General features: G+C 65.8%; 15 protein-coding genes. 7 read left to right on the top strand and 8 right to left on the bottom strand.

Features of this window, described 5'->3' with window-relative positions; all coding sequences use genetic code 11:
• Window positions 1–23: 23 nt before the first annotated feature.
• Window positions 24–1,232 (bottom strand): metallophosphoesterase, encoded by a 1,209-nt coding sequence (locus ACIBG0_RS06740; protein WP_397029896.1) that lies wholly within the window; start codon window positions 1,230–1,232, stop codon window positions 24–26.
• Window positions 1,233–1,690: 458 nt separating this feature from the next.
• On the opposite strand from ACIBG0_RS06740, the gene ACIBG0_RS06745 reads away from it, so the two are divergent.
• From ACIBG0_RS06745 to ACIBG0_RS06765, 5 genes are all read left to right on the top strand, one after another.
• Window positions 1,691–2,071, top strand: a complete 381-nt coding sequence (locus ACIBG0_RS06745) for a BlaI/MecI/CopY family transcriptional regulator (RefSeq protein WP_040690485.1) — start codon at window positions 1,691–1,693, stop codon at window positions 2,069–2,071.
• Window positions 2,068–3,015 carry a M56 family metallopeptidase gene (locus ACIBG0_RS06750; protein WP_397029899.1) on the top strand — a complete coding sequence of 316 codons (948 nt, stop codon included), beginning with the start codon at window positions 2,068–2,070 and terminating at the stop codon, window positions 3,013–3,015. Before ACIBG0_RS06745 ends, ACIBG0_RS06750 begins: the two co-directional genes overlap by 4 nt.
• A 64-nt stretch (window positions 3,016–3,079) precedes the next feature.
• The gene (locus ACIBG0_RS06755) at window positions 3,080–4,192 is read left to right on the top strand and encodes a winged helix DNA-binding domain-containing protein (protein ID WP_397029901.1); all 1,113 of its coding nucleotides are present in this window, start codon (window positions 3,080–3,082) and stop codon (window positions 4,190–4,192) included.
• 87 nt (window positions 4,193–4,279) lie between these two features.
• Window positions 4,280–4,696, top strand: a complete 417-nt coding sequence (locus tag ACIBG0_RS06760; protein WP_397029903.1) for an NUDIX domain-containing protein — start codon at window positions 4,280–4,282, stop codon at window positions 4,694–4,696.
• Window positions 4,697–4,735: 39 nt separating this feature from the next.
• The gene (locus ACIBG0_RS06765; protein ID WP_397029904.1) at window positions 4,736–5,233 is read left to right on the top strand and encodes a hypothetical protein; all 498 of its coding nucleotides are present in this window, start codon (window positions 4,736–4,738) and stop codon (window positions 5,231–5,233) included.
• A gap of 147 nt (window positions 5,234–5,380) precedes the next feature.
• On the opposite strand, the gene ACIBG0_RS06770 is transcribed toward ACIBG0_RS06765, so the two are convergent.
• Genes ACIBG0_RS06770 through ACIBG0_RS06785 form a run of 4 tightly spaced genes read right to left on the bottom strand, consistent with a single transcriptional unit; the run spans window position 5,381 to window position 9,161 of the window.
• Window positions 5,381–5,989: a GTP-binding protein gene (locus tag ACIBG0_RS06770; RefSeq protein WP_397029906.1), complete on the bottom strand. Its 609-nt coding sequence runs from the start codon at window positions 5,987–5,989 to the stop codon at window positions 5,381–5,383.
• Window positions 5,970–6,344, bottom strand: coding sequence for a DUF742 domain-containing protein (locus ACIBG0_RS06775; protein ID WP_397029908.1), 375 nt, complete (start codon window positions 6,342–6,344; stop codon window positions 5,970–5,972). The genes ACIBG0_RS06770 and ACIBG0_RS06775 overlap by 20 nt, the downstream gene beginning before the upstream one ends.
• Window positions 6,341–6,736, bottom strand: coding sequence for a roadblock/LC7 domain-containing protein (locus ACIBG0_RS06780; protein WP_364490422.1), 396 nt, complete (start codon window positions 6,734–6,736; stop codon window positions 6,341–6,343). The genes ACIBG0_RS06775 and ACIBG0_RS06780 overlap by 4 nt, the downstream gene beginning before the upstream one ends.
• Window positions 6,714–9,161, bottom strand: a complete 2,448-nt coding sequence (locus ACIBG0_RS06785; RefSeq protein ID WP_397029910.1) for a nitrate- and nitrite sensing domain-containing protein — start codon at window positions 9,159–9,161, stop codon at window positions 6,714–6,716. The genes ACIBG0_RS06780 and ACIBG0_RS06785 overlap by 23 nt, the downstream gene beginning before the upstream one ends.
• Window positions 9,162–9,423: 262 nt before the next feature.
• On the opposite strand from ACIBG0_RS06785, the gene ACIBG0_RS06790 reads away from it, so the two are divergent.
• On the top strand, window positions 9,424–10,977 hold the full coding sequence (locus ACIBG0_RS06790; RefSeq protein WP_397029912.1) for a succinic semialdehyde dehydrogenase: 1,554 nt from the start codon (window positions 9,424–9,426) through the stop codon (window positions 10,975–10,977).
• A 208-nt stretch (window positions 10,978–11,185) separates the two neighbouring features.
• Window positions 11,186–11,611 (top strand): MmcQ/YjbR family DNA-binding protein, encoded by a 426-nt coding sequence (locus ACIBG0_RS06795; RefSeq protein WP_397029913.1) that lies wholly within the window; start codon window positions 11,186–11,188, stop codon window positions 11,609–11,611.
• A gap of 22 nt (window positions 11,612–11,633) precedes the next feature.
• On the opposite strand, the gene ACIBG0_RS06800 is transcribed toward ACIBG0_RS06795, so the two are convergent.
• From ACIBG0_RS06800 to ACIBG0_RS06810, 3 genes are read right to left on the bottom strand one after another with little or no spacing between them, the layout of a single operon-like run.
• Window positions 11,634–12,521, bottom strand: coding sequence for a TIGR03621 family F420-dependent LLM class oxidoreductase (locus ACIBG0_RS06800; protein WP_397029915.1), 888 nt, complete (start codon window positions 12,519–12,521; stop codon window positions 11,634–11,636).
• 22 nt (window positions 12,522–12,543) lie between these two features.
• Entirely contained in the window at window positions 12,544–12,753 is a 210-nt protein-coding gene (locus tag ACIBG0_RS06805) for a hypothetical protein (RefSeq protein ID WP_397029917.1), read from the bottom strand.
• Window positions 12,754–12,762: 9 nt separating this feature from the next.
• The gene (locus ACIBG0_RS06810) at window positions 12,763–13,812 is read right to left on the bottom strand and encodes an NAD-dependent epimerase/dehydratase family protein (RefSeq protein ID WP_397029919.1); all 1,050 of its coding nucleotides are present in this window, start codon (window positions 13,810–13,812) and stop codon (window positions 12,763–12,765) included.
• Window positions 13,813–13,848: the final 36 nt, after the last annotated feature.

The raw sequence follows: 13,848 nt of genomic DNA on the forward strand, positions 1-13,848 counted from the left end.
GTGGCGTGGCAGCACGTTGGGTGTCACGCCTGTTTCGACGCGAGCTCGATCACGGTGATATCGGAGGGTGCGCCGACGCGGACCGGGGGTCCCCACGCGCCCGCGCCGCGGCTGACGTAGAGCTGGGTGTCGCCGTAGCGGTCCAGGCCCGCGACGGTCGGATTGGCAAGGCCAGCAAGGTAATTGCCTGGCCATAACTGGCCGCCGTGGGTGTGGCCGGATAGTTGCAGGTCGACGCCGAATTCGACCGCATCGTGGATCTGCACTGGCTGATGCGCCAACAGCACCGCGGTACGCGCGAGATCACGGTCGCCGAGCGCGGCGGTGAAATCCGGTCCCTGTCCGATGCTTTCGCCCTGAATATCGTTGACCCCGGCTAGGTCGAAATACGGCAGCTCGGTGCGGCTGTTCGCCAGCAGCCGCAGTCCGAGCTCCTGCACATGCTCGATCCACTGCTCGGCACCGGAGAAGTATTCGTGGTTGCCGGTGACGAAATAGGCGCCGTGTCGTGCCTGCAACCGCGCAAGCGGTTCGACCGCCGAGCGCAGATGTTCAACGCTACCGTCGACCAGATCACCCACTACGGCAATGAGATCCGGTTGGGTGTCGTTGATCGTCTCCACCACCCGCTCGGCGAATCCTCGGCCCAGAATCGGACCGAGATGGATATCGCTGACCACGGCGATCCGGTAGCCGTGCGCGGCGCGTGGCAGATTGGCCAGCGGCACCGTCAACTGCTTTACTCGCGGGCCGGTCAGCACGCTATGGGTGCCGTAGCCGACCGTGCTCACCGCCGCCAGGCTCGCCGCCGCGCCTACCGCCCGAGAGACGAAGAGTCGCCGCGAAACCGGCGCGGGATGATCCGCGGCCACGGTTGCCGCAATGTCATCGGCCGTCCTCGAATGCGTCATCCAACGCCGCAAAAGCGGCCGCACCAGCTCACCCACCAACAGCCACAGCACGAGATAGACGAAAAGCGCGCCCCACATATAGCCTGGCCAGGCGATGATCTGGGTGATACGAAACGGAACACCGACCGATTCGGACGCGAACGCACCGATCAAAAGTGCTGTCCCCGCGACGATCACGCCGGTACCCACCCGGCGAGCGGTCGACCCGCGCTCCGTCGTATCCCATACCAGCCGTCGCCACAGATACCAGTGCACGCCGACCACTCCCAAAACGACGATTACCGCACCGACGACGACTCCCACAACGACCACCACGTCCACGGCAGCACTCTATGTCCGGGCGAGGACAAGGTGCGAAGAGCGACGACCGACGAGGTGAATGGCTCGGCGGCCGTGCGGGCAGTTCGACGGCCCATACCTATGCTCGATTCTGGCCATCTCGCGGCAGGTGACAAGCAAAACTACGTTGGCCGTATCCCACTGCGCCACTGTGAAGTTGACGCACCCCGCAATAGCCTGAAGTTGCCTCTTCGAGCATTGAGTGAATGAGCGCCCCGAGAAACGGACGACGAGTGTTGGATCGCGAACGCGAGAACTACGGAGCCAGCCGCGAGTGGCTACCACAGACGCGGGCCGGAGATGACCCCGAGAACGTGTTCTGCCTCGTGCGGAGTGTGCCGCCTGATGAGCGAATCTACGGTATGACTACGTAGTAACCGGCCCAGCCAGCTACCCTGAGACGTCAGAGATGTCCAGAAGTTGATGAGGGAGACGGCATCGTGCGTGGATTCGGGGATTTGGAGGCGGTGATCATGGACCGCATTTGGGACCGGGACGCGGAGACCACAACGGTCCGCGAAATTTTCGACGAACTGGCAGCCGAGCGCGGTATTGCCTACACCACGGTCATGTCGACCATGGACAACTTGCACCGCAAGGGGTGGTTGGCGCGCGAACGCGCGGGCAAGGCATATCGATATTGGCCGACGCTCACCCGAGAGGAACACAGCGCTCGGCTCATGCTCGAGGCGCTCGGCTCCGGTGGCCGCTCGGATCTGGTGCTCAGCCATTTCGTCGATCGGATCAGCGAGGAGGAGTCGGCCGGACTGCGGGCCGCACTGCGCCGGCTAACCTCGCGCAAAACCCCAGAGGCGCCGTGAACGTAGCCGTCAGCCTGATGATCTACGGCAGCTTGGTAGCCACCTTCGGCCCGACCGTGCTGCGCAGACTCACCCGGCGCGGCGTCGCGCCCCGGCTCGGGGTGCTTGCCTGGCTGGTGGCGATCGCGGGCGCACTGGGCGCCTGGGTCATCGCTGCCGGCATGCTGATCGTCGAATTCGCCACCTACTGGCACCCCGCCGATACGCTGCGTGACTGCTACAACGCGCTGGGCACGCCGATGCACCTGCACGGTGGCCTACTGGTCCAATTGGGCACCCTGACCTGCGCGGCGCTGGTCGCCGTTGCGCTGCTGGCCCTCCTGGCGCACGCCGCGCAGGCGATGCTGTACATGCGACGCAAAACGATCGCACACGGACGCGCCGTCCGCATGGTCGGTCGTCGCGTGCCCGGCGTCGGTGCGGTCGTGCTGGATTCGCCGCAGCGCCAAGCCTATTGCGTGGCCGGACGGCCCGACACCATCGTCGTCACCAGCGCGGCCGTCGACGCTTTGACCGAGAAACAGCTCGCCGCGGTGCTCGCCCATGAGCACGCACATCTGAGCGAGCGGCATGCGGGACTGCTGCGATTCCTGCGTGGAATCGCGATCACCCTGCCCGGGATGCGTCTGGTGACCGACGGCGTGCACGAGATCGCCCGACTACTCGAAATGTGCGCCGACGATACGGCGGCGCGTACGCACGGCCGGGAGCCGCTGCTCGGGGGTTTGCTCGCGATTGTCGGCGCGACCGAACCGCTGCCGATAGCCGCGTTGAGCGCGGCGGGCACCGCCGTACTGGATCGGGCCGAGCGTTTGGTCGCACCGGTCGGCGCGCTGCGGCGCGCGACGAATCGGACCGCATTGCTCGCCGTGATGGGCGCGACCGTAGTGGGTCTTCTCGAGATCGCGGTCGGAGTACTGTTCTGCAGCACAGTGCTGGGATGAATCCGGTACCGGACCGGATCCGGTGAGGGCTGGGTCTGGCTGGCGGAAGAACAGAGGAGGGGCAGTGCAGGTCACCTGGGAGCAGGTTTTCACTTGGCGGCTGCGCAGGCAATTCGTCATGTCGCCCAACGATGCCGGGGTCACCGAGATCGTCGAGCGCCTGTGCGGTGTGCAAGCCCAAGTGACCGCGGCCGCGGATCTCGCGGTAGCGCTGCGGCGCAGCAAACCCGATCCCGGTGCGCTACTACCGGAATTGATGGCGGGCACCCTGATGAAGACCTGGGCCATGCGCGGAACTCTGCACGCGCTCACCCCCGATATGGCGGCCGCGGTGCTTTCGTTGATCGGTTCCGCCCGTACCTGGGAGAAACCCGCCTGGCAGCGCACATTCGGGGCGTCGCCGAAGGAGGTCGCGGCCCTGGCCGACGCGGTGGGGCAGGTACTCGATGGCGTGGTGCTCAGCCGGGACGAACTGGTCGACGCACTGGTCGCCAACCGCGCATTCCATCGGCTCGGTGAGGAGTTGCGCTCCGGCTGGGGTGCGCTGCTCAAACCGCTGGCCTGGCAGGGGGCGCTGTGTCACGGTCCCGCCCAAGGCAATCGGGTCACCTTCACCAGCCCGGCCCATCTGATCAACGGTTGGCGCGGCCTGCCCGAACCCGATGCCGCTGCCCCCGTGGCCATTACTGGTTACCTCGGCGCCTACGGCCCGGCGACCCCGGAAGCCTTCGATGCCTGGCTCAGCCGCAACAGTCTGAAGAAGACGACGGTGCGCCGGTGGTTCTCCGACCTCGGCGACGCACTCACCGAGGTCGATATCGAAGGCAGGCGCGCCTACATACGCACCGAACACGCCGACGAACTGGCCGCCACGAAACCGGCACGCACCTCGGTACATCTGTTGGGCGCCTTCGATCAATACGTCCTGGGGCCGGGCACCGGCGACACCGAACTACTTCCCACCGAACATCGCTCCCGAGTAAGCCGGGCAGCAGGCTGGATCTCTCCCATCCTCGTCCTCGACGGCCGCATCGCAGGTACCTGGGAGACCACCGCCGACGACCTTTCCGTCACCACCTTCAACGGCTCACTGCCACCGACCCTCGACCTGAAAGCCGCCGCCGACCACGTCGCCGCCGCCATGGGCCACACCGGTTTCACCGTGCATGTGGCGTAGCAGGTCCGGGCGCGGCGGGCGGGCGCTCGACACTGCCCGCCGACCTCCAGCACGTCTCCTGATCGATACGTCCATTAGGCTGCGGCGGTGGCGAATGGGCGAGCGTGGAAGCTGATCGACACGGTCGCGTGGGTGCGGATCGAGGACGGCAGGATCCTGTGCGCGCGCCCTAAGGGCAAGGAAATCTTCTACATTCCCGGCGGCAAACGCGAGGGTGCGGAGTCCGATCTGCAGACGCTGCTGCGCGAGATCGAAGAGGAACTGACCGTCGCGCTGATTCCGGAAACTGTCGCCCACGTCGGCACATACGAGGCCGCACTGCACGGACCGGCCAGCGATGTGGTCGTGCGGATGAGCTGCTACACCGCCGACTATCGCGGCACCCTCGCGGCGAGCAGTGAGATCGAAGAGGTCGCGTGGTTCTGCTACGCCGATCGCGCGCTGGTGCCGCCGGTCGATCAGCTGCTGTTCGACGACCTCGTCGATGCGGGTCGATTGGCCTGAGGTGCCCGCGCATCCGCCGGGCGGGATACGGTCGATGCCATGACCACGGTTCGCTCACTGTTGCGTTGGGCCGCATACGCGTTGGTTGCACCGGTGATCGGTCTCGGCCCGATAGCGAGCCGGTTTCGGGTCCCACGCCGGTTGCTCGGCATTTTCATCGCGCCGCGAGACCGCCTGGCAGCGCGTGCTGTCGTGCATTCGGTGCTGGCCGGTGCGGTCGGCCTGTTGACCTGGTTTCTGGCCTTCCTGGCAGCCATCGCCGCCGTGCGCGGAATCTGCTATCCACTCATCGCGGACAACGATCTCGAGCACTCATGGGGTGGTCCCACGCTGGCCGGGGCCTGGGCAGTGCACGCGCTGCTCGGGGTCGGACTACTGCCCGTATGGGGTCTGGCGCTGGCCGGACTCGGCGCGGTGCAGGTGCGTTCGACCCGCCGGTTGCTTGGTCGGCACGGTCCATGGTGGCCGATTCCGGTATCGCTGCTACTGGCCGCTGGTGGCGTGCTGCTGTTCATCTCCTGGTGGCATCAAGCCTGAATGGGGCATGAGCAGCACAACCTTTCGAGGTGGCTCCGATACATCGCGGCCTGATAATCCATAGGGCCCAGACTGTTCACCTCGGTCCTGCACGTGCGCGATCGGTGGGGGCTCAGGAAGCCGTCGACGACCTACTCGCCTCCGCGATCAGCTGGCGACCGGGGAACGCCCGGCCCGTTCGATCAGGTGCTGCACCAGGTTCAGTAGTACCTCCTTGCAGGAGGTGCGGTCGCGGGCATCGCACAGCATGACCGGGATGTGGTCGTCGAGGTCGAGTGCGTCGCGGACCTCGTCGATGGTGTAGACCGGCGCGCCTTGGAAGCAGTTCACCGCGACCAGGAATGCCAGTCCGCGACGTTCGAAGAAGTCCACGGCGGCGAAGGAGTTGCCGAGCCGACGGGTGTCGGCGATGACGACCGCGCCCAACGCCCCGCGGGAGAGTTCGTCCCAGAGGAACCAGAACCGGTCCTGGCCGGGTGTGCCGAACAGGTAGAGCACCAGATCTTGGTCGATGGTGATGCGCCCGAAGTCCAGAGCCACGGTGGTGGTGGTCTTGTGTTCGACGCCGGACAGGTCGTCGACGCCGGTGCTGACCTCGGTGATCAGTTCTTCGGTGCGCAGTGGTGCGACCTCGCTGATCGAGGACACCATGGTCGTTTTGCCGACGCCGAATCCACCGGCGATGAGAATCTTGACCGAGGCCGCCAGCTGCGGTGTCACACCGGGCCGGGTCGGGTCAAAGCTTTCGGATGCCATCCAGTACCGCTCGCAATATGTTGAGATCGCCGGGACCCGCCTCCGGCTGCACCGGCGCCCGGAAGATCAAGTGGCCCTCGCCGATCAGATCGCCGACGAGGATCTTGGTCACCGCCAAGGGAAGTTTCAGATATGCCGCCACCTCGGCGACCGACTGCGGTGCGCGGCACAGTCGCACGATGTCCGCGTATTCCGGCTCGGTCCGTCGCAGGGTGGGCGGCGGATCGGCCGTGACGACCACGGTGAGCATGTCCAGGTCATGGCCTGCCCCCATCACCCGACCGCGGGTGACCGCATAAGGCCGGACCAGCGGACCGGCCTCCTCGTCGAACCATTGCCCACCGCCGTGTGTCATGGCAAACGCGCTGGGGTGGATAGATAGGTGCCGACACGTTGGACGGTGACATTCATTTCGTATGCCACCATCCCGAGATTCGCCGATTCGGCCGCCTGCAGCGCCAGGCAGGCGTTGTCGCCCGCGGAGGTCACGAACAGTACGGCACGATCGAGTTCGATCACGGCTTGGCGGACGCCGCCGCCGTCGAAGCGGGCGCCGGCGCTGCGGGCCAGGCCGTAGAGGGTGGAGGACATGGCGGCGAAATGTTCGGCGTCCTCGCGGGTCATCGCGGTGGAGCGGCCGAGCAGCAGGCCATCGGTGGACAGCACCACCGCATACCGTACGCCAGCGAGTCGGTCGACGAGATCGTCGAGCAGCCAGTTGAGATCACCGGGGCTGGAAGAAGTCACCGTTGCCTTCCTGTTCATCGGAGTGTTTACCGCTCGGTTCCTGATATGTGTCGAATTGCTCGGCGGCGGTCACCTCGGGCGGCACGGCATCGGGGACGGCGCGGCGGCCCTGCCTGGTCCCGTTTTCGATGGCGGACATCAGATCTCGCGCCTGCTCCGCCGAGCGTTCCCGCTCCGGCGGCTGCTCGGCTTCGGCTTCGGGCTGGGTCGATTGCGCCAATTGCGGCGCGATGCTGGCCTGCCGGTTGCGTCGGGGCAGGGCTGGCCTGGTGTCGGGCGCGGTGGGCTGCGGCGCCTCGAACGCGGGCGGTGCTTCGACGGCGGGCGGCGCCAGCGGTGGCGCGGTGAGCACCGCGGACTCGGATTCGACGCCACCGTAGGGGGAGGAGTCGACGAAGGGGACCGGATGCCGTCGCCTGCGCGCCGATTCCAGCGGTTCGGAACCCGTTGCCAGAGCGGGTTGTTCAGTGGAGAGCAGAGCCGAGGGGATGAGCACGATGGCGCGGATGCCGCCGTAGTCGGACTCCGACAGCCGAACCGATACTCCGTGCCTGGCGGCCAGCTGCGCGACCACGAACAATCCGAGCCGGGAATCAGAAGACAATGCCGCGACACCGAAATCCGGTGGTTTGCGCAGCATCTCGTTGACCCGGTCGATCTCGGACTGGGTCATGCCCATGCCCTGGTCGCTGATCTCGGTGACCACGCCCTTGCCGACGATATTGCCGCTCACCTCCACCCGCGACTGCGGCGGGGAGAACGAAGTCGCGTTGTCAACCAGCTCGGCGAGCAGATGGATGAGGTCGGCCACCACCGCACCGAGCACATACGTCTCCGGCAGCCTGGCCACACGAACCCTTGCGTAGTCCAGGGTTTCACCGACCGCGCTGCGCACCAGATCGATCAGTGGCACCGGATTGCGCCACTGCCGCCCCGGCTGGCCACCGCCGAGAATGATCAGATTCTCGGCATTGCGGCGTTCGCGAGTGGCGAGGTGATCGAGCCGGAACAGGGTATCCAGCAAGGCCGGATCCTCCTGGCGTGCTTCGGCCTTGTCGAGGATCTCCAACTGTCGGTGCACGACGATTTGGCTGCGATGCGCGATATTCAGGAAGACCGCCTTCACACCCTCACGGGTGCGCGCCTCGGTCACCGCACCCTCGACGGCCGCGGCATGCGCGTGCTGGAAGGCTTTGGCGACCTGACCGATTTCATCGTGCCCGTAATCCAGTTCCGCGGCTTCGGCCGCCGGATCGATGAGCTCACCTTCACCGAGCCGGCGCATCAGCTCGGGCAGTCGCTCATCGGCCAACGCCAGGGTTTCACCGCGAAGCCGCTTGAGCCGATTGATGACTCGGTTTGCCAGCACGATCGCGATCACGAACGCGAGCAGGCTGACCACGACGACACCGCCACCGGCCCACGCCGATCGCGCGGTGGCATCGTCGGCCTCGTCCTCGGCCAACTGCTGCGAGTACTTGTTCTGGGCGATCCACACATCGATCAGCCCGCGGTTCACCTCGCTGGCCGCACCGTGCCACTCCTGGGTGCTCAATGGCAGGGCGGGTGGCGTCGGCTGTTTGGTGGAGCTGCTCGACGAACTGGATGAACTCGACGAGCTGGCATTGCTGCTCGTCGCCGTGGTATTGCGTTGGGCCAGCGCGTTTTCCATGGCGGTCAGCTGCTGCCAGGACTGGCTCGCCATCAGCGTGTGCAGGCTCTCCTGCTGCTTGGGGTCCAGTTCGCCCGCCAGATTGGCGGCCTCGGCGTGATAGAAGCCGATCTGGCGCAGGTACTCCTCCATCGGAATGGGGGTCGGCCCGTTCGCATTGACGATCATGCCCGCCAGCGCCGTGCTGCGCGACATCGCCTCGGCCACCAGGAAGATCCGCATACCGTCGGCGATATGCACGCCGATCGCGGCATCCGGCGCGGACTGCTCAGCGATCTCCGTGCCGAAGGAAATGATATCGAGCAGTCGGTTGTAGAAGTTGTAGGCGTCCGGGACAGGCAAAGTACCGGCATCGGCGAGCGTGCGGACCTGGTTCATCGAGGTCGACAGCGTCATGAAGTTCGCCGCGTTATCGCCGATCTTCGAATCGTCCACCGCCCGCAGTCCGGCGGAGGCATCGATCAGGCCCTTCAATGCGCCGTCGAGGCGCATCCGGGCCACACCGAGCGCGGGGGTCGCGGCCTCGTCCCCGGTCAGCGCGGCCAACGTCAGCTGACGTTCGCTCTGGACCGCCTCCAGCAATTCGCGGGTGGAGGGTATGGCCTGCTGATTCTGCGCCGCCCAGTCCTTGGCCTTATTTCCCTCGGCGACAAGATATCCCGCCGCACCCACGCCGACCACGAGCAGAGTCAGGCTCGGCACGAGCGCGATCGCCAGAATCCGCGTTCGGACCCCGAGCCTCGCTCTGAACATCGCCATAATCTAAACCAGTTGTGACCATTTCGTTGCTCATGTCCCGCTCAGCGGGACTCGAGTTGACATTCCTGTGACAGTTCCGGCGCCCATTCGATGAGATGCTGAACAGTGTCGGCAGGGTGTACTTGCAGGACTCGCGGTTTCCGGATTTGCCGAGCGGACCGGGATAGGAGCCGTCATCCGGGGAGAGGCTCCTGCGGAGAACGTATGCGGCGTATGTTGTGTGTATCCGGGGGTTACACACAAGTAGGAGGCACCGATGCCCGCGCCGAATGCCGAAGTCTTCGACCGCCTGAGTGCGCTCGCCGCCATCGCTGATCCGGATGCCCGTGCGCGCAAAACCATCGCCGAAACCTTCACCGGCAATCCGCTCGGCAGCGTGCCGGTCGGCACCGCCGATGACGTCGCGGCCGCAATCGGCAAGGCCAGGGCGGCGCAGGCGCGATGGGCCGCGCGCTCGGCCAAGGATCGTGCCGCGGTACTGGAGCGCTACCGCGAATTGGTCGTCCAACAGCGCGAATTCCTGATGGACGTGATCCAGGCCGAAACCGGTAAGGCGCGCTGGGCCGCCCAGGAAGAAATCATGGGCTTGATGTTCGCGGCCCGCTATTTCGCCAGGGTCGCGCCCGATCTGCTCGACGCGCACCGTGTGCCCGGCGCCTTTCCGGTGCTCAACCGGGCGACCGTGCGTCACCAGCCCAAGGGCGTCGTCGGTGTGGTCGCGCCGTGGAACTATCCGATGCTGCTGTCCATCGGCGATTCGATTCCGGCGCTGCTCGCGGGCAATGCGGTGATCGTCAAACCCGATAGTCAGACCCCGTTCTCCGCACTGGCCAGCGCCGAACTGCTGTACCAGGCCGGACTGCCCCGCGATCTGCTCGCCGTCGTCCCCGGACCGGGCACCGTCGTCGGCACCGCCATCGTGGACGACTGCGACTACCTGATGTTCACCGGTTCCTCAGCGACCGGGCGCACCCTGGCCGAACAGTGCGGGCGCAGGCTCATCGGCTTCTCCGCCGAACTCGGCGGCAAGAACCCGATGATCGTCACCCGCGGCGCGAAACTGGACAAGGCCGCCAAGGCGGCGGTACGCGCCTGTTTCTCCAATGCGGGTCAGCTGTGTATTTCGATCGAACGGCTGTATGTGGACAAGGCGGTCGCCGCGGAGTTCACCGAGAAGTTCGTCGCCGCCGTGCGGGCCGCGAAACTCGGTGCGGCCTACGACTATTCGGCCGATATCGGCAGCCTGATCTCCGAGGCCCAATTGGAGACTGTCTCCAAGCACGTCGCGGACGCGACCTCCAAGGGTGCTCAGGTGCTAGTGGGCGGCAAGGCGCGTCCGGATCTGGGCCCGCTGTTCTTCGAACCCACCGTGCTCGCCGATGTCACCGACGAGATGGAATGCGGTCGCAACGAAACCTTCGGTCCGCTGGTCTCGATCTACCCGGTCGAGAGCGTGGAGGAGGCAATCGGGCTGGCCAATGACACCGAATACGGTCTGAACGCGAGCGTCTGGGCCGAAAGCAAGGTGGCGGGGGAGCGGATCGCCGAGCGACTGCACGCGGGCACCGTCTGCGTCGACGAGGGGTATGCCCCCGCGTGGGGTACAACGGCAGCGCCGATGGGCGGTATGGGCATCTCCGGTGTCGGGCGCAGGCACGGTCCGGACGGTCTGCTGAAGTTCACCGAACCCCAGACTGTTGTGGTCACGCGATTCATGAATCTCGATGCGCCGCCGGTGATTTCGCGGGACAAATGGCAGCGGCTACTGATGTCGCTGACCCGCGGTTTCCGTTTCCTGCCCGGCCGGTAAGACACGGACCTGGCCGGTCGTCCCGGTGTGCAGCGGACGGCCAGGCTTCGCGGTGTCGGCCCGGGGCTGCGGACCCTTTGGCCGATCACCGGATGGCCGCCCGCGGATGCACCGTGCCCGTTCGGTCGAGTCGAGAGTCCGATGGCAAACCGACCGTTCCCCATTGAAGATTCAACTCTGATGCGCGAGCTCGGTCTACGCTGCTGATATGGCAAGGGCTTCACGACGAGCCAAGGTGGCCGACGTGCACGAATTGGCCACTGGCATGCCGTTCGTCAACCGTGTGGACGGGCCACACGGTAATGCGGTGTACCAGGTCGGCGGCAAATCCTTCGTCTTCTTCCGCAACCCGCGCCCCGACGCATTCGATCCGGGCACCGGTGAACGCTATACGGATGTGATCGTGATCTGGGTGCCTTCGGAATCGGACAAACTCGCGCTGGTGCAGGATCCGGATTCACCGTTCTTCACCACCCCGCATTTCGACGGGCATCTATCGGTCCTGGTGCGCGGCAGCCGCATCGGCGAACTCAGCAAGCAGGAGTTGGCCGAGGTCATCCAGGACGCCTGGCTCAGCAGGGCCTCGCGCAAACGCGCCGCTGACTGGCTGGCCGCGCACAATGTCGCGGACTGACCTGCCGTGGCGTGTCCGGTATTCAGCGCAGCAGCTCGATGACCGCGCCCATCGGCTCCATACTGCTCTCGAGCACCGAGACGTAGCCGAATCCGAATCGTTCCCGGCGTTCTTCCAGCTGCCGCGCCATTTCCTTCGGTGTACCGATCAGCAATGCAGGCAACTCTTCCGGGCGGTCGGCGACATCGGCGGGGAGATACGGCCCATACAGTTCCAGTGCGGCCGAGCGCTCCTCCGGCGGAATCACCCGCTGCAGCAGGATGTTCAGCTCGACATCCTCGGCCCGGGAACCGAGCAACTCTCGCAGGAACGCCATCCGCGCGTCGGTGGCGTCGAGCCCGGCGAACTGCAGCGGTCCGCCGTTGTACGCCGGTGCGGCACCGGGCAGCGCGACAATATCGGCATATTCGGCTGCGACCCGCAGTAGCCGATCACCCCAACCGGCGATGACCAGCGGCGGGCCGGAAGGCTGCGCGGGCCGCGGCTGAAACTCCGGATCGGCGAACAACCGTCGCAATGTAGCGGCGGTCGTTGCCAACTGCTCGACCCGCTTGCCTGCACTCTCGAAAGTGATTGCGGCCGTTTCGAATTCCTCCCGGACATATCCGGCTCCGAGCCCCAACTCGACGCGTCCATCGGTGAATTGATCGGCTGTAGCGGCCTCGCGCGCCAAGAGCGTCGCGTTGTAGAACGGTGTGTTCAAGACGAGGGTGGTCAGCCGAACCCGCTCGGTCGCCTCGGCCGCCAGAATCATTGCCGGAAACGGCGCGGGCAACCCGAGGTGATCGGCCACGCCGATCACGTCGTACCCGAGTTCCTCTGCTCTGCGACACTTTCGTATCCACTCTGCCCTCGAAGCGGGAGCAAGGAGAGTGACACCGAACCGGAACTTGCCTCGCGCAGCCGTCACCCTTCCTGTTTACCAGGCCCCATCAGCAGGGCGCGAGCAGCAGTCCCGCCCAGACCATCCCGGCCAATGCCACCACAGCCGCCAATGCTGGGCCCGGCCGCTTGGCCGTCCGCACGGTCCGCCGCAGCGTATTTCGCCATTGCGGCACGTCGGATTTCCTTTCCGGTGTCCGCCTGCCCAACCAGCGACGCACCAATCCGATGGTGCCGATGACAAGTGTCGCGATCAGCACAGCCCGCCCCTACGCATTCACGGCTGTCCGATGCGACGATGCCCCCGCCGCCCGTGGCACGACGCCGAACTCGATCAGACTCTCCGCGGTGTCCAGCACGGTCTCTCGCACCGGTCGCATCGACCACCCGAGGTCTCGCCGCGCCTTCTCGGAGCTGAGCTGTTCGGTGCGACCCAACATCGGCACGGTCAATCGAATCCCCTTGTCGAACAAGGCAATCCCCCGCACGAGAACATTCGGAAGCACTCGAGTCGGCACGCGATATCCACGCGGTCCGAATTCATCGGCCAACATCCGCCCCATATCCGCCATCCAGACATGTTCGCCCGCACAGATATACCGATTCCCGACCGCCGCGGCGGACTCCAATGCCAGCCGATGCGCCACCGCCAGATCCCGCACATCCACCACGGCCCATCCCACCTGAGGTGAACCCGGCGCGTCGCGGGCGAGCAGTCGGCGCACCGGTTCGTGTGAGGTGCTCGTCGCTGCGGATTGCAATGGACCCAAGACCATTCCGGGATTCACTACTACCAGTTCGAGATCCGAATTCGCCGCGAAATCCCATGCCGCCCGCTCGGCCAATGTCTTGCTCTTCTGATAGGCCGCACTGCTTTCGACCACCGACCAATCGGCTTCGGTGCGCACCGCGTCCGTTTCGTGGCCGTAGGTCACCGCGGCGATCGAAGAGGTGAGCACCACCCGATGAACGCCGCCGTTAGCGCACGCCCGCAATACCCGCAAGGTCCCGCCGACCGCGGTATCGATCAGTTCCCGTTCGTCCTCCGGCGGCGTCACCGGAAACGGAGACGCCACGTGCAGTACGAACGCACAGCCCGAAACGGCCGCCGCCCACCCCGCATCGTCGTTCAGATCCGCCGCGACGAACTCCAACTCGCCGCCGAGGCGATCCGCCAGCGCTACCAGATGTGCGCGTTTATCCGCTTTTCCGAGGTCGCGAACCGTGCCACGCACGGCATATCCGTGCTCGAGCAGTTCCGCGATGACGTGTCCGGCGACGAATCCCGTTGCGCCGGTGACGAGTACCCGTGAGCTCATATGCTTACCCGCTTCGAAGGAGGGAACACGGCCCGC

The organism is Nocardia sp. NPDC050630 (genome assembly GCF_044457245.1).
GTDB lineage: Bacteria > Actinomycetota > Actinomycetes > Mycobacteriales > Mycobacteriaceae > Nocardia.